This is a genomic window from Pseudomonas sp. S1(2024), assembly GCF_046557535.1.
The window spans coordinates 36,217-55,234 of sequence record NZ_JBKGFP010000092.1 but is presented as its reverse complement, the minus strand read 5'-3'; the positions used below and the strand labels follow the sequence as shown (position 1 = coordinate 55,234).

The window sequence follows — 19,018 nt, the reverse complement described above, 5'->3', positions numbered from 1 at the left end:
TGTCAGAAATGTATTGCCTGTACTGGCCCTATCGCCGGCAAGCCAGCTCCCACAGATACCCCGCAGTTCCTGAAAGTTGTGGGGGCCTGTGGGAGCTGGCTTGCCGGCGATAGGGCCAGCACAGGCAACCATTAACTTGTGATCCAGCGCCAGCCTGAGTAACGTGGCCGGCTTTCATGGCAAAGATTTCCCCGGAGCCCGCCCCATGCGCCTCACCCCCACCCTGCTGCTCACCGCCCTGCTGCCCTTGTTCGCAGGCTGCCAGCTCATGGCTGACACCCCCAGCGACCCGAACATCGGCACTACGCGCATGCAGGGCGAGCTGCGTGCCGGCGGTGGCCAGCTGCTGTTCAAGCCGTGCAGCGAAAACCGTACTTTCGTGATCAACGACGTCGCCGCAACCGGCATCCTGCAGGAAGCCGCCAACCTCGCCAAGGACGCCAACGACAAACTGTTCGCCGACGTCCGTGGCCACCTCACCGGCAGCAGGCAGGCCAACAACGACGGCCAGCTGGAAGTTCGCCGCCTGTACCGCCTGGAACCTTCCACCCGCGCCTGTGAAGACCCTAACTTCAAGCAGCTGACCCTGCGCGCCAACGGCCATGAGCCGGAATGGGACATCAAGGCCAGCGGCAAAGGCATGGTGCTCAACCGCGTCGGCCAGGATCCCCTGCCCCTGCCCTTTCTGGAAGAAGAAGTGCCCGGCGGCGGCCTGACCCTGACCAGCGAAGCCAACGGCCAGCACGTGGAGCTGTGGGTCGCGCCACAACGCTGTGTAGACACCGCCACCGGCGCCATCCGCCACTTGCGTGCCGAACTGCGCATCGACGGCAAGAGCCTGCTGGGCTGCGGTTACTATGGCGGTGCACGCGACAACTGATCGCCGGGTGCTTTTATCCTGCCAGTCGGGGCGGCGAACAGCTTATACTTGGCGGTTTGTGTAAAGCCGCCGGCCGCCCATGGCCGGGATACTGGACCCTGCCATGCTACGAATCACCGAACTGAAGCTGCCCCTGGACCATCCCGACGAAGCCCTGCGTGAAGCGATCGTCCAGCGCCTGGGCATCCGCGACGAGCAACTGCTCAGCTTCAACCTGTTCAAGCGCAGCTACGATGCGCGCAAGAAGAACAGCGAACTGCTGTTCATCTACACCATCGACCTGGAAGCCAGCAACGAAGCCGAGCTGCTCAGCAAGTTCGCCGACGATCGCAATATCGGCCCGGCGCCAGACGTAACCTACAAGTTCGTCGGCAAGGCCCCTGCCGATCTGCAGGAGCGCCCGATCGTGGTCGGCTTCGGCCCGTGCGGCATCTTCGCCGGCCTGTTGCTGGCACAGATGGGCTTCAAGCCGATCATCCTCGAGCGCGGCAAGGAAGTACGTCAGCGCACCAAGGACACCTGGGGCCTGTGGCGCAAGAGCGTGCTCAACCCCGAGTCCAACGTGCAGTTCGGCGAAGGCGGTGCCGGTACCTTCTCCGACGGCAAGCTGTACAGCCAGATCAAGGACCCGCAGCACCACGGCCGCAAGGTGCTGGAGGAGTTCGTCAAGGCCGGTGCGCCGGACGAGATCCTGTACATCAACAAGCCGCACATCGGTACCTTCCGCCTCACCGGCATGGTCGAGCAGATGCGTCAGGACATGATCGCCCTCGGCGCCGAAGTGCGCTTCCAGCAGAAGGTCACCGACCTGCTGATCGAGGATGGGCAACTGACCGGCGTGGTGCTGGAGAGCGGCGAACAGCTGCACTCGCGCCATGTGGTGCTAGCGCTGGGCCACAGTGCCCGCGACACCTTCCGCATGCTGCACGCCAAAGGCGTGTACATGGAAGCCAAACCGTTCTCGGTGGGCTTCCGTATCGAGCACCCGCAAACGCTGATCGACAAGGCGCGCCTGGGCAAGTACGCCGGTCACCCGAAACTCGGTGCCGCCGACTACAAACTGGTGTACCACGCCAAGAATGGCCGCTCGGTGTACAGCTTCTGCATGTGCCCAGGCGGCACCGTGGTCGCAGCAACCAGCGAGCCAGGCCGGGTGGTTACCAACGGCATGAGCCAGTACTCGCGTAACGAGCGCAACGCCAACTCCGGCATCGTCGTCGGCATCGACCCCGAGCGCGATTACCCGGGCGGCCCGCTGGCCGGCATCGAGCTGCAGGAACGCCTGGAAGCCCACGCCTACGTGATGGGCGGCAGCAACTACCAGGCCCCGGCACAGCTGGTGGGTGACTTCGTCGCTGGCCGGCCGTCGACTGCACTGGGCAGTGTCGAGCCGTCCTACAAACCGGGCGTGACCTTGGGCGACCTGGCGCCGAGCCTGCCGGACTTCGCCATCGAAGCCATTCGCGAGGCGCTGCCAGCGTTCGACCGGCAGATCAAGGGCTACAACCTGCATGATGCAGTGCTGACCGGGATCGAGACCCGCACCTCCTCGCCGCTGCGCATTACCCGCGGTGAGGACTTCCAGAGCCTGAACCTCAAGGGGCTGTTCCCGGCGGGTGAAGGGGCCGGGTATGCGGGCGGGATCCTGTCGGCGGGTGTCGATGGGATTCGCATCGCTGAGGCGGTGGCGCGGGATATGCTCGGCCTCTGAGTCTTTTACATGCCAGGGCCTCTTCGCGGGTAAACCCGCGAAAGGGCCACTGCAGACATCAGAAAAATCCACAACAAACATCAGACTTCCCCTCCCCACTCCTTCCCCATCTGCGTCTAGGCTTTCCCGCAGCCCAGCCGGCAATACCATATAACAAAAACGAATATGGTTTTTGTTTGAAAGCATATCGTCACAGGCTAGGGTGTACGCCCGTTCCATTGTCAACTGCTCATGGAGAGCCTATAGCCCGTGCGTAGCCTGTTCACCCGCTTCTTCCAGCTCGAAGCCGCCAGTGGCCTGTTGCTGATCGCTGCGGCCATCCTGGCCCTGGTCATCAATAACTCGCCGCTGTCCTACCTTTACAGCGGCCTGCTCGACGTTCCCGTCGCCGTTCAGGTCGGTGCGCTGCACATCGCCAAACCGCTGTTGCTTTGGATCAACGACGGCCTGATGGCCCTGTTCTTCCTGCTGATCGGCCTGGAGGTCAAGCGCGAGGTGGTCGACGGCCACCTGTCCAAGCCCTCCCAAGTGATCCTGCCAGCCACCGCCGCCGTGGGCGGCATGGTGATACCGGCACTGATCTACTGGTTCATCAACCGTGACAACCCTGCCGCCATAGCCGGCTGGGCTATCCCCACAGCCACCGACATCGCCTTCGCCCTCGGCGTACTGGCCCTGCTGGGCAAGCGCGTGCCGGTGTCGCTGAAACTGTTCCTGATGACCCTGGCGATCATCGACGACCTGGGTGCGATCATCGTCATTGCCCTGTTCTACTCGGGCACCCTGTCGAGCATGTCGCTGCTGCTGGCTGCCGCCTGCCTGGTATTGCTGGTGTCGATGAATCGGCTTGGCGTGGTCAAGCTTGGGCCCTACATGGTCGTTGGCCTGATCCTGTGGGTCTGCGTGCTCAAGAGCGGCGTGCATGCCACCCTGGCCGGCGTCGCCCTGGCCCTGTGCATCCCGCTGCGCACGCGCCATGCCGAACGCTCACCACTGCTCGCCCTGGAACACGCCCTGCATCCTTGGGTTGCCTACGCCATCCTGCCGCTGTTCGCTTTCGCCAACGCCGGTGTATCGCTGGCAGGCATGACCGTAGAAAGCTTCACCCACCCGGTGCCACTGGGCATCGCCGTGGGGCTGCTGCTGGGCAAGACCGTGGGTGTCTTCGGCCTGACATGGGTCGCGGTAAAGCTGCGCCTGGCCGCGCTGCCTGCAGGCGCCAGTTGGGGGCAATTGCTGGGTGTGGCGATACTTTGCGGTATCGGCTTCACCATGAGCCTGTTCGTCGGCTCGCTCGCCTTTGTGCCTGGCAGCAGTGATTACGCCGGGATGGACCGCATGGGTATTCTCACCGGCTCGTTCTTCGCCGCCGTGATCGGCTATGCAGTAACCGCCATGGCCAGCCGCAAGTCGAACGTCGGCTGACCTGGCCGCAGCATGAAAAAACCCCGACTGGCGAGCGCCATGTCGGGGTTTTGTCTTGTTGGGCTACGGTCAGTGCGTGACGCGGCTGGTGCCATCGACGGTCATGATGCGCACGCGGTCGCCAACGCGGAAGATCTCGTTCTGCTGCACGGCCTGCACATAGGCACGCATGCTGCCATCGTCCTCACGCACGGTGATTTCGACACCCTGGGTACGGGTCAGGCCCTCTTCGGCGGCGGAACCCGCCAGGCCACCGGCAACGGCACCGATCACGGCGGCGACGATGCTACCACGGCCACCACCCACGGCGCTCCCGGCCACGCCACCGACGATGGCGCCAGCACCGCCACCGATCGGGGTCTTGGTGCCTTCGATCTTGACCGGACGCAGGGACTCGATAGTGCCCATGCGCACGGTTTGCACGCGGCGGGCCTCATCACGGGAGTAGCTGTCACCGGTCAGGCTCGAGGCACAGCCACCCAGCAACAGCGACATGGTGGTAAAGGTCGCCACCAGCAAAGCGGATTTACGCATGGGTAAGGTCTCCATAAGTCAGGTGCTCATTAGACGCTGCACGTTGACGGCTGTCACGGTACAAACGTAATAAAATTGTTTTCATTCAGCCAAGGGACAGCCTGCACGGCTGTGTCGAGGCCTTTCAAGTGAGACCAAGGATAGCCATGGATTACTTCATCGTCGTGGTCACCACCGTTGCGGGGCTGTATTTCCACTGGTGGCTGTATGTGCGCATGCGCCGCTGGATGGACCGTGACCTGGCGTTGTCGCTGGCTGGGGCGGACCCCGGAAAACGCGCTTATATGGTGCAAAGGCTGGAGCAGGCGCGGGTGGAGAAGGTGGGGCGCAAGCAGTTGGCGGGGTGGCTGGAGCGGGAAGCTGCGGGGTATCCTGGGTAGCCTGATGGAGTGCCGGGGCTGCTGCGCAGCCCTTTCGCGACACAAGGCCGCTCCTACAGGGGGCCGCGTCAGTTGCCGGGATCGCGATCTCCTGTAGGAGCGGCCTCGTGTCGCGAAAGGGCCACAAAGCGGCCCCAACAATCTCAGGGCGCCAACCGCTCCCGCAGCCATTGCCCATCTACCAGCCGGTAGTTCAGTCGGTCATGCAGACGGCTGGCCCGCCCCTGCCAGAACTCGATGCGTTCAGGCAGCAAACGATACCCACCCCAATGTTCCGGGCAATGCGGCTGGGTGTCGGAAAAGCGCGCCTCGGTGGCCTTGACCAGCCCCTCCAGCTCCTCACGACCGGCAATCACCTGGCTCTGTGGCGAAGCCCAAGCCCCCAGGCGGCTACCCAGCGGGCGCACCTGGTAGTAGGCGTCAGACTCCTGGGGGGTGACCTTTTCCACCCGCCCTTCGATGCGCACCTGGCGCTCCAGCGCCGGCCAGAAGAAGGTCATGGCGGCGAAAGGGTTGACCAGCAGTTGCTGGCCCTTGGCACTATCGTAGTTGGTGAAGAAAGTGAAGCCACGCTCATCGAGCCCCTTCAGCAACAAGATACGGCAGTGCGGGCGGCCTTCACCGTCGACAGTGGCCAAGGTCATGGCGTTGGCTTCCACCGGCACCTGCTCGGTTTTCACCGCTTCGGCGAACCACTGGTGGAACAGGGCGAACGGCTCCCCCGGGGCCTGGGATTCGGCCAGGCCATCACGGGTGTAGTCGCGGCGCATATCGGCCAGGGATTGGGTCATTGCTGCGTTCCTTGACGATCAGTTGGTCTTCGCAGGGCTGTTGGCAGCTACTTTCTTTTCAGTGGTAGCTTTCTTGGCAACCGGCTTGGCCGGCGCAGCTTTTTTCTTGGCCGTGGTCTTGGCTGGCGCCTTGGCCTTGGCTTTGGTCACAGGCTTCTTCGCCGCAGCCTTGATGGCCGGCTTGCTGTCGGCAGGCTTGGCAGCAGGCGCCTTGACGTCCTGCACCGCCACCATCGGGGCGCGGGCCGGGGCGGCTTGCTGGTACTTGGCCAGCAGGGCGACCATGGTGTTCTGCGGGGTCAACAGCATTTCCACACGGCGGTTCAGGGCACGGCCCTCGGCGCTGTCGTTGGCGGCGCGCGGCATTTCCGAGCCCATGCCCTTGAGGTTCAGACGGTCACGCTGCAGGCCGCTGAGGCGGAAGATGGCCGACACCGAAGCGGCGCGCTCCAGGCTGAGCTTCTGGTTGGCGGCAGCGACCCCGCTGCTGTCGGCATGGCCGAGCACCAGCACGGCGGTCTTGGCATCGCCTTCGACAGTCTTGGCCACACGAGTAATCGGGCCCAGGGTCATCGGCAGCAGCATGTTCGGACGATCGGGGTTGTACGAACTGTCCACCGGGATGGTTACGGCCAGCACGTTGTCACGACGCTCCAGCTCCAGCTTGCTGCCCTTGATCGCCTCACGCAGCTTTGGCTCGTACTCGTCCAGCCAGGCCTGGGTGGCCTTCTGGTCTACCTTCGGCACCACCGGCCCCTTGGCCTGCTTCTCTTCACCGCCGAACGGCCACCACCAACGGCTGGCGTTGTCGGACTTGGCGTCGGCCTTGGCCACATTTTCCGTGACGGCTTGCTTCACTTCCTGCTCGGCAACCTTGTCCGAACCGAAGGGCCACCAGCTCGAGGCGCTGTCCTTCGAGCCGTCCTGGGGGTGACTGGCGCAGCCGGTAACGGCGGTCAGGCACAGGGCGAGTGCTAAGGTTTTGTGTGAAGACATCAGCGATACACCATGAAATAGAAAGAAATTTTGCTTACGCCCTTCAGGCGTTGGCATTGAGGATAGTCAAAGGGCTGGGGCAATACCCGCATTACCCGATCAAAGGCAACTGGCAAGGACGCGTACCAGTTTCTGGGCTCGCGGGTCCATGAGCACATAAGGGCCAAGGGTATTGACCACGAAACCGAAGGCCACATCGTGTTCCGGGTCAGCGAAACCAACCGAGCCGCCGGCACCTGGGTGGCCGAAGGCGCGGGCCCCGAGGCCGAACGTGGCATTGGCCACGTCTGGCTGGTCGAGCATGCAGCCCAGGCCAAAACGGGTCTGGGTGAGCAGAGTACGATCCTGGCCGAGGCTGTGCTCACGGGTGAGATCGTCGAGCAGCTCTGATTCGAGCAGGCTACCGTCCAGCAGCCCGGCATAGAAGCCCGCCAGGCTGCGAGCATTGCCATGGCCGTTGGCGGCTGGCTGCTGCATGCGCCGCCACTCCGGCTTGTTGGTACTGGTCAGGATCGCCGGCGGGTTGGTGAAGGCGCGGGTCGACAGGGCCTCGGGCTCGCGCATGGTCACCTGCAGCAGGCGCTGAGCTGCAGCGTCCCCGGCGTTGCCCTTGCCACGGGCGATATGCGCTACGCGATGAAACTCATCGTCCGCCAGGCCGATATGAAAATCCAGCCCCAACGGCCGAGCGGTACGGGCCACGATCGAGTCGCCGGGGCCACGGCCGTCGGCACGGCGGATCAGCTCGCCGATCAGCCAGCCGTAGGTAATGGCGGCATAGCCATGCTCGCTGCCGGGTGTCCACCAGGGCGTTTCGGCAGCCAGAGCATCGACCATGGCCTGCCAGTCATACAGTGCCTCGGCCGGCAGCAGCTCACGGATGGCCGGCAAGCCGGCGCGGTGGCTGAGCAGCTGGCGCAGGGTGATCGCCTGTTTGCCTGCCTGGGCGAACTCGGGCCAGTAGTTGGCCACCGGCGCATCAAGGGCCAGCTTGCCCTCGCCGACCAGTTGCAGGGCGGTGACAGCGGTGAAGGTCTTGGTGCAGGAGAACAGGTTGGCGATGGTATCGCTGTGCCAGGCCTGCTGGCCGTCCTTGTCGGCACTGCCGGCCCACAGGTCGACCACGGTTTCGCCACCAACCTGGATGCACAGCGCGGCGCCACGCTCCTGGGGATCATCGAACAGCGCGGCGAAGGCTTCGCGCACTGCTTCGAACTTCAGCTCATAGTGACCCTGGATCTGCACCCGCTGTTCTCCGTACGACCAATTCCGAAAATGGTGTGCATTGTTTCAGTAGTTGCGTGTTTTGCAAACTGGCTTGGGCCAAGTGGTCGCGACGAATGGCAGCCAGAACTAACGGTGCCCCTGTAGGAGCGGCCTTGTGTCGCGATGGGCTGCGCAGTAGTCCCGGCAATTTGTGCATTGCGACTGAGATCCTGGGGCTGCTGCGCAGCCCATCGCGACACAAGGCCGCTCCTACACCAGACCGCGTCGTCCTGGGCTAGGGCGCCGGTTGTTCCAGTTGGACGCGCAGCTGGCTCATTGCCTGGAAGTTGCTCTTGCGCACGGCATCGACAAACCCCGGGTATGGCATATCGGTGATCGCCACCAACCCTAGGTGACCGTTCTCGCCATCGAGCAGGCGGCCGCTGGCCGGCTGGTCGAGGTACTGGAACCAGTGCGCGCCAACGATCATCGGCTGCGCCAGGGCCGCCTTGAGGAAGTTGCCGTAGGCCGGGCCACGGTCTTCTTCCCGCGCCACTTCCAGCGGCCCCGGCCAGAACGGCCCGCGATCGCGCGAGCCGAACTGGAACTCGGACACCAACACCGGCTTGTCCAGCTCGGCCAGGCGGGTGAAGTCGTAGCCGTCCTGCGGCTTGAGGGTATAGAAGTTGAAGCTGAGCACATCGCAGAACTCGGCGCAGGCCTTGACCGCCTCCGGCGTGCTGACGGCATAGCGGCCACCCAGCAGCAAGTGATTGGGCGCATGCCACTTCAACGAGTCGGCAATGGTCCTGAAGTAGGTTTCGGCGAACACCTGCTGGAAGTGCTGGTAGTCACGCTCGATTTCCGGGTGCTCCGGGTTCGGCAACGGTGCCTCGAAGCCCGGGTCCTCCATCAGTTCCCAGGCGCTCAGCTCGATGCCCCAGGCCTTGGACAACCCTTCCTGATTGCGGTACTTGTCACGCAACTGCTTGAGGAAGGCGCGCTTGGCCGGTACATCGGTAGTCAGGCGCAAGGTTCCGTAGGCCAGGCCGTAACGCGCCTTCGGGTCGCTACCGGGGGCGGCCCAGGACAGTTCGTTGTCAGCGAAATAGCCGATCAGCCAGGGGTCGTCACGGTGATCGCGGGCGGCAATGGCAACGGCGCGCTCGGTGGCCATGGCAAAACGCGGGTCGAACGGGTCGGGCATGCGGCCCCACCAGTCCATGCCGGTGCTGATGCTGGCGTAATCCCCCACGATCGATAGCGGCAAGGTGTACGGTATGCGCCTGGCTTGGCCCAGTGCCGGTTCGCTCCAGTTGCCGACCGTGTTGAAACCCCAGGCCTGCAGGCGGTCGAGCGCATGCGCCTGCCAGCGGGCGGTATCCAGCGCCAATGGTGGGCAGCTTGCCGGCTGCCCCTCTACCGCGGGCGGGCAGGGTTTGCCATAGGTGCGCTGCAGGTTGGCGGCATAGAAATCGAACCAGCGCCCCTGCTTGAAGTTGCGACCTTGCGACGAGGGGTTGCCATCGTCGTTGTTGCCATCACCATAGAATGCGGCCAGTGCATCCCCCTCAACCGGCAACCCCTTGAACATCCCCTCACGCCCGGCGACGTAGGTACGCCCGCCATCCGCGGCGACGGCATTCACCCCCAGGGAATAGAACGGATGCCCCTCGGGCGTTACCAGGTACCAGCGGCCGTCACGCTTTTCGGTGCGGAAGAAGCCTTTGGCCTCGAACGCCGGCCCGGCCAGCAGGCCTCCGTAAGCGTCCAGCTGCTGCTTGCCACGCTCTGCCAGCCAGCCTTTGAGCTGTTGCTGCTCGCGTACATCGGCCGCCTTGAGCTGCTCGTCATTGGTAACCTTTTCTGGCCAATGGCCGCGGGTGGACTGGCCATAGGCATCGATCAGCTCCTGGTAGGCCGCCTTGTATGCCTGGTCGTCATCCTGAATGCCCACCCGCTCGATCAGCAGGTTCTGCGCCACCTTGGGGTTGGGGATACTCAGGCTGACCGACGTCACCTGCTTGAGGTCGACCGCACCGGCGCTGCTGGTCAGCAGCAGGCGCTGGCCGCCATGGTTCCAGGGCATGGGCGGGCCGGCGCGCATGCCTTGGCTCAACGGCGAACTGGCCGTCAGCGGTACCATCACGGTTTGTGCAGGACCGGCCGGAAGGTCGATGCGGCTGGTCAACGTGCGCCCATCACTGCCCTGCACCACCACATCCACGGTCAGCGCCCAATCCATCGCGCTTTGCAGGCGCAAGGTCAGGAACTGACCGCCGGACCAGTCCCACACACCGCTTTGCGGGCTCAGGCGCAGGGTCGGCCGCTCGGCCGGGTTGAACACCACGCGCCGCAACACTTCGCCTTCGGCCGTCTGCTCCGCGTTGTACTGCGGCATGCCGGCATCCTCGGTCGCCACATTGACCACCGAGGCCGGGCGCACGAAGCTGAAAAGCGTCTGCTGCCCAGCCAGCAACGGCGAGCTGAACAACAGGGCAAAAACGGCGGGCAGGGTACGGCGGACCATAAGGCTGGGGCTCTCCTTCAGGGCCCTCATGGCCCACGACTGAGTAATGGACAACGCACCGGAGCAAGTGTGCTCCGGCGGTCAGGAAATCTCCCGCCGGAACGGCGGCAGCGCATTGAGAATAGCCTTGCCGTAGCGCTGGGTGACCAGACGCCGGTCAAGCAAGGTGATAACACCGCGGTCCTGTTCGGTTCGTAGCAGGCGGCCGCAGGCCTGGATCAGCCGCAGCGAGGCATCGGGCACGGCAATTTCCATGAACGGGTTGCCACCGCGAGCCTCAATCCACTCGGCCAACGCCGCTTCGACCGGATCATCAGGCACGGCAAAAGGAATCTTGGCGATCACCACGTGCTCGCAGTAGGCACCCGGCAGGTCGACACCCTCGGCAAAGCTGGCCAGGCCGAACAGCACGCTGTGCTGGCCATCGTCGACCCGTGCCTTGTGCTTGTTCAGGGTTTCCTGCTTGGACAGGTTGCCTTGGATCAGCACTAGCTTGCGCCAGTCACGGTCCAGGCCATCGAACACGTCCTGCATCTGCTTGCGCGAGGAGAACAGCACCAGCGCGCCACGGGCATCTTCGACGATGTTCGGCAGTTCGCGGATGATCGCTGCGGTATGCGCCGCCGCATCCCGCGGGTCGGCCTTTAGGTCGGGGACCCGCAGCAGGCCGGCATCGCCATGCACGAACGGGCTGGGCACCACGCAAGTAACCGCGTCACGGGGCAACCCCGAGCGCATGCGGAAGCGGTCGAACTTGCCCAGCGCAGTCAGCGTCGCCGAGGTCACCAGTGCGCCATGTGCCACGCTCCACAGGCTGCGGCGAAGCATTTCGGCGGCCAGGATGGGGCTGGCATTGACTTCGATGTCGAACAGCGCACCGCTCTCGGCCAGGGTCAGCCAACGGGCCATGGGTGGGCTGTCTTCCGGGTCTTCGGCGGTAAAGGCCGTCCACAGTTCCCAGTTGCCCTGGGCACGGGTGACCAGGCTACCGAACAGCGGGTACCACTCCTCGGCCTGGTGGCTGGCGATGCCGATGTTGACCTCACCGTCCATGCCTTCCTTGAGCAGGTCGGCCAAGCGGGTGAACAGGTCGTTGAGGCGGGCAAAGCCTTTTTTCAGCTCGATGCCCACTTCGCGAATCTGCTCCGGCACCACGCCGCCTTCGAAGCGGTAGCGCGGGCGCTCACGGCCTTCGTTGTCCTCGCTGGGGCGGAAGTCGGCAACCTGCTCGCACAGGGTGAACATGAACTGCTGCTGGGTGCGCACTTCCCGCGCAAGCTCCGGCACCTGCTCGATGTACTTGCCCAGGTCACCGGGCAGCGGGTGCTGGGCCAGCAGCTTGGTCAGGTTCTTGGCGGTCTGCTCCAGCCAGTCGGCAGTAGAGCGCAGGCGCGAATAGTGGGCGAAATGGCCGATAGCCTTGTCCGGCAGGTGGTGGCCTTCGTCGAACACGTACATGGTGTCGCGCGGGTCGGGCAATACCGCGCCGCCGCCCAGGGCCAGGTCGGCCAGCACCATGTCGTGGTTGGTGACGATCACGTCGACCTTGCCCATGCCTTCGCGGGCCTTGTAGAACACGCACTGCTGGAAGTTCGGGCAATGACGGCCGGTACACTGGCTGTGGTCGGTGGTCAGGCGCGCCCAGTCCTGGTCTTCCAGGGCTTCTGGCCAGCTGTCGCGGTCACCGTCCCAGCGGTTGCCGGCAAGCTTCTCGATCATGCTGTTGAACAGCTTCTGGCTGCGCTCGTCGACTTCGATGTGGAAGCCTTCTTCCTCGAACAGCTGGGCGGTGGCCGACTGGGCGTGGCCCTCCTGCAGCAGGATGTCGAGCTTGGACAGGCACAGGTAGCGGCCACGGCCCTTGGCCAGGGCGAAGCTGAAGTTCAGCCCGCTGCTGCGCATCAGGTCGGGCAGGTCCTTGAAGACGATCTGCTCCTGCAGCGCCACGGTGGCGGTGGCGATCACCAAACGCTTGCCGGCGGCCTTGGCGGCCGGAATGGCAGCCAGGCTGTAGGCCACCGTCTTGCCGGTACCGGTGCCTGCCTCCACTGCCACCACGGCAGGCTCGCCGGCACGGCGGCCTTCTTCGTCGCAGGCGATGTCGCCGAGCACCTTGGCCACTTCGGCGATCATCAGGCGCTGGCCATAGCGCGGCTTGAGGCTCTTGGCTTCGAGAAAACGCGTATAGGCGCCCTGGATGGTGGCTTTGAGTTCGTTGCTGATCATGGTCTGCAGGCGCCCGGAGGGCTGGATATATTTTCAGTGTTTCGCATGGGGCGGCTATCATACCCCGCTATTGCCCTTTATGCCGCATGGAGATCCGGATGCTTGCCTTTGCCCTGCCCTACACACTGCATGTCCTGGCCGCCCTGGTGTGGGTCGGCGGCATGTTCTTCGCCTGGCTGGTGCTGCGCCCGGCAACGGTTGCAGCCCTTGAAGGGCCTGCCCGGCTGCGCTTGTGGGTGGAAGTTTTCCGACGCTTCTTCGGTTGGGTCTGGCTGGCCGTGGCGATTTTGGCGATAAGTGGTATCGGCATGTTGCACATGCGCTTCAGCGGCTTCGAGACCGCACCGAAGTATGTGCAGGTGATGATCGGTGGGGGCATCGCCATGTTTGCCCTGTTCATGCGCATCCAGGCGTTGCTGCTGCCGGAGCTGAGGGCGGCGGTGCAGGCCGAGGACTGGCCGGCAGGTGCGGTCGTGCTGGGGCGGATTCGGCGGATGGTGGGGATCAACCTGCTGCTGGGCCTGGCGGTGGTAGCCGTGGCCAGTTCGCGGCTGATGCTCTGACAGGATCTGCTCGGCCCCTGTAGGAGCGGCAAGGCTTCAGAGGCGCTGCAGAATCAGCTCACCTGCAGCGCCGGCCAACCCAGGCTGGCCCGGCTGCCCCGGCCGGCCATTGGCGCCGGCGTCTGTGCGGTACACCAGGCAACCCTTGCTAGCCCCGCCCTTGCCGGCCTTGCCTGCAGCCCCGGCCTTGCCCGGTGCGCCGCCGTCCAGGCGGACCACGATGCGTTCCTGCGGGAAGCCCTGCGGCACGCTCAGGCGGATGCGCCCACCCGGCGCGCCATCGTGCCCGTTGCCGCCGTCATCGCCGTTGGCACCGCGGCTGGCCTGGCCCCAGGTGCAGCCACCGGCCTGGCCGTTGGCGCCATCCAGCCCCACGTACCCCGGCGCACCGGCACCGCCACGGGCATCGATGGCCAGGCGCTCGGCATCCACTTCAGCCAGTTTCAGGTCCAGGCTGCGGCCTGACCGGGCTCCCCGCTGGTAAGTACCCGCCGCTCCCGGCGCACTGAATTCGCTACCCTCACCCAGCCGCGCACTGCGCGCCTCGATCAGCAACGGGCTATCGGACGGCGCAATGGCGATACGCGCATCGCGCCCCAGCTCCAGCTGGTCGACCTTCAATTCCGCGAGCGTGGCAGGCAGCAGCAGGGTTGCGGCATCGGCGACACGCAACTGTGCCAGGTGCACGCTGGCCGACTTGTCGGGCAGGCGCAGCATGGAATTGGCAGCAACCTCCAGGCTTTCGGCCTGGGCCAGGGGAGCGGCCAACATGGCCAGCAACATCAGATTACGCATTTCGCGGCGCCTCCTGCACACGGGGGATGGACATGACATGGAAGATACCCGTCAACAGGATCTGCAGACGATCGAACCAGCGGTGGCTGCGCCCGCGCAGGCTGCCATTGAAGAACAGCACTTCGAGCAGGTGCAGGCCCAGCAAGGTGATGCCGGCGGCGTTGATCAGCAGGTTGAAGGGCAAGGGTTGTGGCATCAACTGATTGAACAACGCCACACCCCAGAAAGCGACTGTCAGGACCTTGCCCAAGCCCAGGATGAACCTCATATCCCGCCCCCATGGATTGTTGTTATGTCGAGACGGCCCGTTCGAGCGGGCCGTGCGACCAACATTAACTGCAATGCCAGGACAGGCGCCAGCACCACTCAGTTGAGGTGCAGCTCCACCCGTCGGTTGCGGGCGCGGCCCTCCTCGCTTTCGTTGTCGGTGAGCGGTTCACTCTCGCCGCGCCCCTGGCTGGTGACCTTGCCCGCCTCCAGCCCCTGGCTGATCAGGTAAACGGACACGCTGCTGGCGCGGCGTTCGGAAAGTGCCTGGTTGTAGCTGTCGGAGCCGACGTTATCGGTATGCCCGATCACGCTTACTTTCGCCACCGTCGGTGAATCGAGTTTTGCCACCAGGCCTTGCAGGCGCTGCTGGGCCGCAGGGGTCAGCTCGGCGGAATCGAAGGCGAACATCACCGCGCCGTTGTCATCCAGGATGATCACCTCCGGCGAGGGTTCAGGTTCAGTGGCAGGCGGCGATGCGGGGTACACCTTCAACGGGCAACCCATGTGGTCGACCGCAGTGTTGGCGGGGGTATCGGGGCAACGATCGCGGCGGTCGAAAATGCCGTCGCCATCTTCGTCGCCATCCTGGGCGTAACAGATCAGGCCCCCGGCGATGGCGCCAAGGGCACCGCCGCCAGCCGCCCAACTCGAACTTTCGATGGCGCCAAGGCCACCACCGACCAGGCCGCCGAGCAGGCTGCAGATGGGCCAGGTCCTCTGGTTGAGCGGCGCGCTGCCATCGCTGTGGGTGGCGCAGCCCGCTAGCAGGCTGGCAGCCACCAACAGCGGCAGCGCCGCCTTCGACGTCACACTCATGCTGAATGCTCCTGTGTCATTGGCCACGGACGGCTGACCGCCGTGAAGACGCGCCCGTACCACTGCTCAAGGCACGGGCGCACGCCGATCTACCGCTGGATCTTGATCTCGGTACGGCGGTTCATGGCACGCCCCTCGGCCGTGGCGTTGTCTGCCACCGGCTGGGTTTCACCAGCACCGACCACCGACACGAAGCTGCTGCGCGGCACACCGCTCTCGACCAGGTAATCGGTCACCGAGTGGGCACGGCGCTCGGACAGTTTCTGGTTGTAGCTGTCGGAGCCGACGCTGTCGGTATGGCCGCTGACGCTCAGGCGGGCGGACGGCGCCTCCTGTTTCAGGCGCGTGGCGATGGTGTTGAGGCGCTCCTTGTCGCTGGCGGTCAGGCGCGCAGAGTCGAACTCGAAGTGCACATCGCGGATGACGATGACTTCTTCCTTCTGCACCACCACTTCCTCGACCACCGCGGCCGGCTCCGGCGGGCAGCCGTTGGCATCGACCTGCACACCGCGCGGGGTGCCTGGGCACTTGTCACGGCTGTCCGGCACGCCGTCGCCATCCTCGTCGCCATCGCCATGGGCCCAGCAATAGCCCGCCGCCAGGCCACCGCCCAGCAACGCGCCCCAACCAGCCCAGCTGGAGCTCTCGATGGCGCCCAGGGCAGCGCCGCTTACACCCCCGACGGCGGCACATTTCGGCCAGTCGGTCTTTTGCAAACCTGCACAACCAGTCAACACACTGGTGAGCAGAACCAGGGGTATCGCTGTGCGTACTATGCTCATTTCATTGCTTCTCCTAGGGGGAATCGGCATAAGGCCGATTTCAGGGAGTAAAGACCGAGCATCTGATCCCTGCCACCAATAAGCCACGACACAGTCACATGCCTCTTTGCCCGCACGCTGCGGCCCGCTAGTCTTGGACGACTTCAACGAGGATTGGCAATGACCGACGGTTTTTCCCAGCGCACCCCGCAGCAGGCCCTGGCGGCCCTGCTCGAGCGCTTCACCCCGCAACGCCTGCTGCTGGTGGGCACGCGCTTCCCGGCGCTGGACGCCTTCGCCCAGGCGCACCCACAGGTAACCATCGCCACGGCCGCCCCAGGCCCGCTGCCGGCCGAACTGGCAGCCCAGCGCTTTGACCTGGCGGTACTGGTGGACTGCCTGGAGCACCTGCCCAAGCGTACCGGCCTGGAATTGCTCGGTGGCATTCGCAACCTCAATGCCAGCCGGGTCGCGGTGCTGGCCGACCTGGCCGCCTGTGGCTGGCAGGACACCGATTTCTTTGCCCTTGCCCTGTCGGCCAGCGAGAAATTCCGCCGTGACCAGCAGGTATTGAGCCTGTTCACCTATGATCTACATGACTACAAGCAGGTACCGGACTGGCTGAATGCCAAGTTCTGGGCCAACCCTGAAAACTTCGGCAAGTACTGGTGGTAATGATGAGTCTCTCGGTCTGCCCTTGTGGCAGTGGCAACCTGCTCGACGCCTGCTGCGGGCACTACCATGCCGGCACCCCGGCACCGGATGCCCAGGCGCTGATGCGCTCACGCTACAGCGCCTACGTGCTTGGCCTGGTCGACTACCTGGTGGCCACCACCCTGCCCGCCCAGCAAGCCGGCCTGGACCGTGCCGCCATGGCCGCCTGGAGCGCCCAGAGCACCTGGCTGGGCCTGGAGGTGGAAAGCGCAGAGGTGCTGGGCGGCCAGCCAGAGCACGGTTTTGTCACCTTCACTGCTCGCTGGCACGACCAGGAGGGCGACCATCAGCACCGCGAGCGCTCGGCATTCGTCCAGCACGCCGGGCGCTGGTACTTCATCGACCCCACGGTCGGGCTCAAGGCCGGGCGCAACGACCCCTGCCCCTGCGCCAGCGGCCAGAAGTTCAAGAAATGCTGCGCCAGTTACGTGGGTAGCTGACCATGATCGCCCGCACCCGCCCGCTGCTGCTCGCCACCCTGATGGCATGGCTTGCACTGCTGGCGGGCTGCGCCAGCTGGGGCGGTGACGACTGGCGCGAACCCGAGGTGCACCTGGTCGAGGTGGAGACAGTCAAGGCAAGGTTGCTGGAGCAGGAGTTCGTGCTGCATCTGCGAATCGACAACCCCAATGACAGCCGCCTGTTCATCCGCAACCTGTCGTATGCCATACGCCTCAATGACCTGTTGCTGGTGCAGGATGAAACCAGCGTGTGGCGCAGTGTCGGCGGGCATGCCCGGCGTACTTTCAAGATCACCGCACGGACCAACCTGTGGCAGCACCTGAAACCGCTGGCCAAGCTGCTGAAAAGCGAACAGCCACTGCATTACAGCCTGCAGGGCGAGCTGGCGACCGGGTTGCTCATCCATCGGGACCTGCACTTGTCGCGCAGTGGTGAGATAATCCCCGGCGATTACAAACCGGAGTGACCCTGCAATGTCCCAGCAACCCCACGTTCATGGCCCTGACTGCAACCACGATCATGATCACCACCACGATCATGGCCATGTACACGGCCCGCACTGCAACCACGGCCACCAGGAGCCGGTACGCAACGCCCTGAAGGACGTTGGCCGTAACGACCCGTGCCCGTGTGGTAGCCAGAAAAAGTTCAAGAAGTGCCACGGCGCCTGACCTGAACAGCACTCGCGCGTCCCTGCTGCGGGCCGCGCGGAGGGTAGCCGGGGTCTAACTGGCCCTGGCAGGCCCTGAAACCTTGCGCTGCAGCAACCCTGCGGTGGCCATGAGCAGCACGATGCAGAGGGCCATGCAAATGGCATTGGTGCCATCCCAGCCGACCGTACCCAGCAACAGCGATGGGCTGAATGCACCAACGGTCGCGAACACCGCAATGGCCAGATCGTTCTTCCCCTGCATCTGCATCGCTGCCGGGCTGTTTTGCAGCGTCTGCGCCAACAGCGCCCCACCGCCCACGTAGGTCAGGTTCCAACCCAGGCCCAGGGCTACCAGTGACAAGGTCATCATCGCGTAGCTGTGCGACCACATGTTCATGGCCGTGCAACCGATCAGCAGGCACAGGCCGAGACAGATGGTGGCCCTGATGCCGAGCTTGTGGATGATGGCGCCGGTGAAGAACGACGGCGCAAACATGGCAATCACATGCCATTGAATCGCCAGGCGAACGTCGGAAAAGTCCTCATGCATGTGTTTCATGTGCATGGACGCCTGGATCATCAGCAAATTCATGATCCCATAGCCCAGCGCGGCCACGGCCATGGCCACGGCAACCACCGGGCTCAGCGGCTCGGCGGTAGTGCCAGCCGGTTTCGCTGCACGGTCGTTACTGGCGGTGCCGGTATCGCCGGGCAGGCAGGCCGCTGTCAGCAACGACATCACCGCCAGGCCGACAAAAGCGGCGTAGCACAGCGAAAACAGCGGATACCCACCAACGTCCCTCAGCCACTCGGTGAGCGCCGGCCCGACCACGGCGGCGATCACCCCACCGGCCACCACCAGGGAAAGCGCCTTGGGCTTCAGGTTCTGGGCCAGATTGTCGGTGGCCGCGAAGCGATTGAAGTTGGCAAACGCAATGTAGATGCCCAATGCCGAATGGCTGATCACCAGCATCGGGAACTGCTGGTACTGCACCGCCAGGTAACCACTGATGCCAGACACCGCCAAAGGGATCGAGCCCAGCATGAAGGCGCGCTTGCGGCCAATACGGCTCATCAGCCTGGAGACCGGATAGGTGGCCAGCATCAGGCAGAGGAACTGGAAACCATAGGGCACGGTGGACCACGTGGCGGCAGGCGCCAGCGCCGCCCCGACAATGGCCGCCATGGTCACGGACATGACCGCAGTCGTCAGGTTGATCGATTGCGCGGTGAAATACAGGTACGTGCGCCGCGGAAGTGTGCTCGACATAGCGTGTGCTCACGGTTGGTGGACGGGTCGATTCGG

General features: G+C 64.5%; 20 protein-coding genes. 9 read left to right on the top strand and 11 right to left on the bottom strand.

Going from position 1 to position 19,018, the window contains the following annotated elements; all coding sequences use genetic code 11:
* The first annotated feature begins 205 nt into the window (after window positions 1–205).
* The 3 genes from ACLCGK_RS25625 (at window position 206) to nhaA (ending at window position 4,016) form a co-directional block, all read left to right on the top strand.
* Entirely contained in the window at window positions 206–880 is a 675-nt protein-coding gene (locus tag ACLCGK_RS25625; protein WP_410953236.1) for a COG3650 family protein, read from the top strand.
* 103 nt (window positions 881–983) lie between these two features.
* The gene (locus tag ACLCGK_RS25620) at window positions 984–2,591 is read left to right on the top strand and encodes an NAD(P)/FAD-dependent oxidoreductase (RefSeq protein WP_015271531.1); all 1,608 of its coding nucleotides are present in this window, start codon (window positions 984–986) and stop codon (window positions 2,589–2,591) included.
* 249 nt (window positions 2,592–2,840) lie between these two features.
* Window positions 2,841–4,016, top strand: a complete 1,176-nt coding sequence (gene nhaA / locus ACLCGK_RS25615; RefSeq protein ID WP_013973924.1) for a Na+/H+ antiporter NhaA — start codon at window positions 2,841–2,843, stop codon at window positions 4,014–4,016.
* Between the two features lie 69 nt (window positions 4,017–4,085).
* Here nhaA and ACLCGK_RS25610 read toward each other — a convergent pair whose 3' ends face one another.
* Window positions 4,086–4,550 carry a glycine zipper 2TM domain-containing protein gene (locus ACLCGK_RS25610; RefSeq protein ID WP_013973925.1) on the bottom strand — a complete coding sequence of 155 codons (465 nt, stop codon included), beginning with the start codon at window positions 4,548–4,550 and terminating at the stop codon, window positions 4,086–4,088.
* Window positions 4,551–4,696: 146 nt separating this feature from the next.
* Between ACLCGK_RS25610 and ACLCGK_RS25605 the strand changes: the two genes are divergently transcribed.
* The gene (locus ACLCGK_RS25605; protein WP_410953235.1) at window positions 4,697–4,930 is read left to right on the top strand and encodes a hypothetical protein; all 234 of its coding nucleotides are present in this window, start codon (window positions 4,697–4,699) and stop codon (window positions 4,928–4,930) included.
* Window positions 4,931–5,073: 143 nt separating this feature from the next.
* On the opposite strand, the gene pdxH is transcribed toward ACLCGK_RS25605, so the two are convergent.
* The 5 genes from pdxH to dinG all read right to left on the bottom strand — a co-directional run bounded on the left by pdxH (window position 5,074) and on the right by dinG (window position 12,679).
* A complete protein-coding gene (gene pdxH, locus ACLCGK_RS25600; RefSeq protein WP_015271534.1) occupies window positions 5,074–5,721 on the bottom strand; it encodes a pyridoxamine 5'-phosphate oxidase in 648 nt (215 codons plus the stop codon).
* Window positions 5,722–5,739: 18 nt separating this feature from the next.
* The gene (locus ACLCGK_RS25595; protein WP_015271535.1) at window positions 5,740–6,717 is read right to left on the bottom strand and encodes an OmpA family protein; all 978 of its coding nucleotides are present in this window, start codon (window positions 6,715–6,717) and stop codon (window positions 5,740–5,742) included.
* A gap of 99 nt (window positions 6,718–6,816) precedes the next feature.
* Entirely contained in the window at window positions 6,817–7,962 is a 1,146-nt protein-coding gene (locus ACLCGK_RS25590) for a serine hydrolase domain-containing protein (RefSeq protein ID WP_410953234.1), read from the bottom strand.
* A gap of 256 nt (window positions 7,963–8,218) precedes the next feature.
* Complete coding sequence (locus ACLCGK_RS25585) at window positions 8,219–10,453, bottom strand: beta-galactosidase (RefSeq protein ID WP_410953233.1); 2,235 nt, start codon at window positions 10,451–10,453, stop codon at window positions 8,219–8,221.
* Between the two features lie 81 nt (window positions 10,454–10,534).
* Window positions 10,535–12,679 (bottom strand): ATP-dependent DNA helicase DinG, encoded by a 2,145-nt coding sequence (gene dinG / locus ACLCGK_RS25580; RefSeq protein WP_013973931.1) that lies wholly within the window; start codon window positions 12,677–12,679, stop codon window positions 10,535–10,537.
* A 98-nt stretch (window positions 12,680–12,777) separates the two neighbouring features.
* Here dinG and ACLCGK_RS25575 point away from each other — a divergent pair, with 98 nt between their 5' ends.
* Complete coding sequence (locus tag ACLCGK_RS25575; protein WP_410953232.1) at window positions 12,778–13,242, top strand: CopD family protein; 465 nt, start codon at window positions 12,778–12,780, stop codon at window positions 13,240–13,242.
* Between the two features lie 36 nt (window positions 13,243–13,278).
* Here ACLCGK_RS25575 and ACLCGK_RS25570 read toward each other — a convergent pair whose 3' ends face one another.
* From ACLCGK_RS25570 to ACLCGK_RS25555, 4 genes are all read right to left on the bottom strand, one after another.
* Complete coding sequence (locus tag ACLCGK_RS25570) at window positions 13,279–14,037, bottom strand: hypothetical protein (RefSeq protein WP_024087646.1); 759 nt, start codon at window positions 14,035–14,037, stop codon at window positions 13,279–13,281.
* On the bottom strand, window positions 14,030–14,305 hold the full coding sequence (locus ACLCGK_RS25565) for a DUF1145 domain-containing protein (RefSeq protein WP_410953231.1): 276 nt from the start codon (window positions 14,303–14,305) through the stop codon (window positions 14,030–14,032). Before ACLCGK_RS25565 ends, ACLCGK_RS25570 begins: the two co-directional genes overlap by 8 nt.
* 98 nt (window positions 14,306–14,403) lie before the next feature.
* A complete protein-coding gene (locus tag ACLCGK_RS25560) occupies window positions 14,404–15,123 on the bottom strand; it encodes an OmpA family protein (RefSeq protein WP_410953230.1) in 720 nt (239 codons plus the stop codon).
* An 89-nt stretch (window positions 15,124–15,212) separates the two neighbouring features.
* On the bottom strand, window positions 15,213–15,905 hold the full coding sequence (locus ACLCGK_RS25555; RefSeq protein WP_003258902.1) for an OmpA family protein: 693 nt from the start codon (window positions 15,903–15,905) through the stop codon (window positions 15,213–15,215).
* A 159-nt stretch (window positions 15,906–16,064) separates the two neighbouring features.
* Between ACLCGK_RS25555 and ACLCGK_RS25550 the strand changes: the two genes are divergently transcribed.
* The 4 genes from ACLCGK_RS25550 to ACLCGK_RS25535 are packed head-to-tail and all read left to right on the top strand — an operon-like array spanning window position 16,065 to window position 17,731.
* On the top strand, window positions 16,065–16,559 hold the full coding sequence (locus ACLCGK_RS25550; protein WP_025340372.1) for a DUF6231 family protein: 495 nt from the start codon (window positions 16,065–16,067) through the stop codon (window positions 16,557–16,559).
* Window positions 16,560–16,561: 2 nt separating this feature from the next.
* Window positions 16,562–17,038, top strand: coding sequence for a YchJ family protein (locus ACLCGK_RS25545; protein ID WP_410953229.1), 477 nt, complete (start codon window positions 16,562–16,564; stop codon window positions 17,036–17,038).
* A gap of 2 nt (window positions 17,039–17,040) precedes the next feature.
* Complete coding sequence (locus ACLCGK_RS25540) at window positions 17,041–17,526, top strand: LEA type 2 family protein (protein WP_015271543.1); 486 nt, start codon at window positions 17,041–17,043, stop codon at window positions 17,524–17,526.
* 7 nt (window positions 17,527–17,533) lie between these two features.
* The gene (locus ACLCGK_RS25535) at window positions 17,534–17,731 is read left to right on the top strand and encodes an SEC-C metal-binding domain-containing protein (protein ID WP_003258907.1); all 198 of its coding nucleotides are present in this window, start codon (window positions 17,534–17,536) and stop codon (window positions 17,729–17,731) included.
* A 54-nt stretch (window positions 17,732–17,785) separates the two neighbouring features.
* On the opposite strand, the gene ACLCGK_RS25530 is transcribed toward ACLCGK_RS25535, so the two are convergent.
* A complete protein-coding gene (locus ACLCGK_RS25530; RefSeq protein WP_410953228.1) occupies window positions 17,786–18,982 on the bottom strand; it encodes an MFS transporter in 1,197 nt (398 codons plus the stop codon).
* Window positions 18,983–19,018 lie beyond the last annotated feature (36 nt).

What these genes read in the sequence shown, in the direction of transcription:
- ACLCGK_RS25545 (WP_410953229.1), top strand. Translation starts at nt 16,562, where the DNA reads ATGAGTCTCTCGGTCTGCCCTTGTGGCAGTGGCAACCTGCTCGACGCC.
- ACLCGK_RS25610 (WP_013973925.1), bottom strand. Translation starts at nt 4,550, where the DNA reads ATGCGTAAATCCGCTTTGCTGGTGGCGACCTTTACCACCATGTCGCTG.
- ACLCGK_RS25530 (WP_410953228.1), bottom strand. Translation starts at nt 18,982, where the DNA reads ATGTCGAGCACACTTCCGCGGCGCACGTACCTGTATTTCACCGCGCAA.
- ACLCGK_RS25595 (WP_015271535.1), bottom strand. Translation starts at nt 6,717, where the DNA reads ATGTCTTCACACAAAACCTTAGCACTCGCCCTGTGCCTGACCGCCGTT.
- ACLCGK_RS25585 (WP_410953233.1), bottom strand. Translation starts at nt 10,453, where the DNA reads ATGGTCCGCCGTACCCTGCCCGCCGTTTTTGCCCTGTTGTTCAGCTCG.
- ACLCGK_RS25570 (WP_024087646.1), bottom strand. Translation starts at nt 14,037, where the DNA reads ATGCGTAATCTGATGTTGCTGGCCATGTTGGCCGCTCCCCTGGCCCAG.
- ACLCGK_RS25550 (WP_025340372.1), top strand. Translation starts at nt 16,065, where the DNA reads ATGACCGACGGTTTTTCCCAGCGCACCCCGCAGCAGGCCCTGGCGGCC.
- ACLCGK_RS25625 (WP_410953236.1), top strand. Translation starts at nt 206, where the DNA reads ATGCGCCTCACCCCCACCCTGCTGCTCACCGCCCTGCTGCCCTTGTTC.
- ACLCGK_RS25620 (WP_015271531.1), top strand. Translation starts at nt 984, where the DNA reads ATGCTACGAATCACCGAACTGAAGCTGCCCCTGGACCATCCCGACGAA.
- ACLCGK_RS25555 (WP_003258902.1), bottom strand. Translation starts at nt 15,905, where the DNA reads ATGAGCATAGTACGCACAGCGATACCCCTGGTTCTGCTCACCAGTGTG.
- ACLCGK_RS25605 (WP_410953235.1), top strand. Translation starts at nt 4,697, where the DNA reads ATGGATTACTTCATCGTCGTGGTCACCACCGTTGCGGGGCTGTATTTC.
- ACLCGK_RS25575 (WP_410953232.1), top strand. Translation starts at nt 12,778, where the DNA reads ATGCTTGCCTTTGCCCTGCCCTACACACTGCATGTCCTGGCCGCCCTG.
- ACLCGK_RS25540 (WP_015271543.1), top strand. Translation starts at nt 17,041, where the DNA reads ATGATCGCCCGCACCCGCCCGCTGCTGCTCGCCACCCTGATGGCATGG.
- dinG (WP_013973931.1), bottom strand. Translation starts at nt 12,679, where the DNA reads ATGATCAGCAACGAACTCAAAGCCACCATCCAGGGCGCCTATACGCGT.
- ACLCGK_RS25560 (WP_410953230.1), bottom strand. Translation starts at nt 15,123, where the DNA reads ATGAGTGTGACGTCGAAGGCGGCGCTGCCGCTGTTGGTGGCTGCCAGC.
- ACLCGK_RS25565 (WP_410953231.1), bottom strand. Translation starts at nt 14,305, where the DNA reads ATGAGGTTCATCCTGGGCTTGGGCAAGGTCCTGACAGTCGCTTTCTGG.
- pdxH (WP_015271534.1), bottom strand. Translation starts at nt 5,721, where the DNA reads ATGACCCAATCCCTGGCCGATATGCGCCGCGACTACACCCGTGATGGC.
- ACLCGK_RS25535 (WP_003258907.1), top strand. Translation starts at nt 17,534, where the DNA reads ATGTCCCAGCAACCCCACGTTCATGGCCCTGACTGCAACCACGATCAT.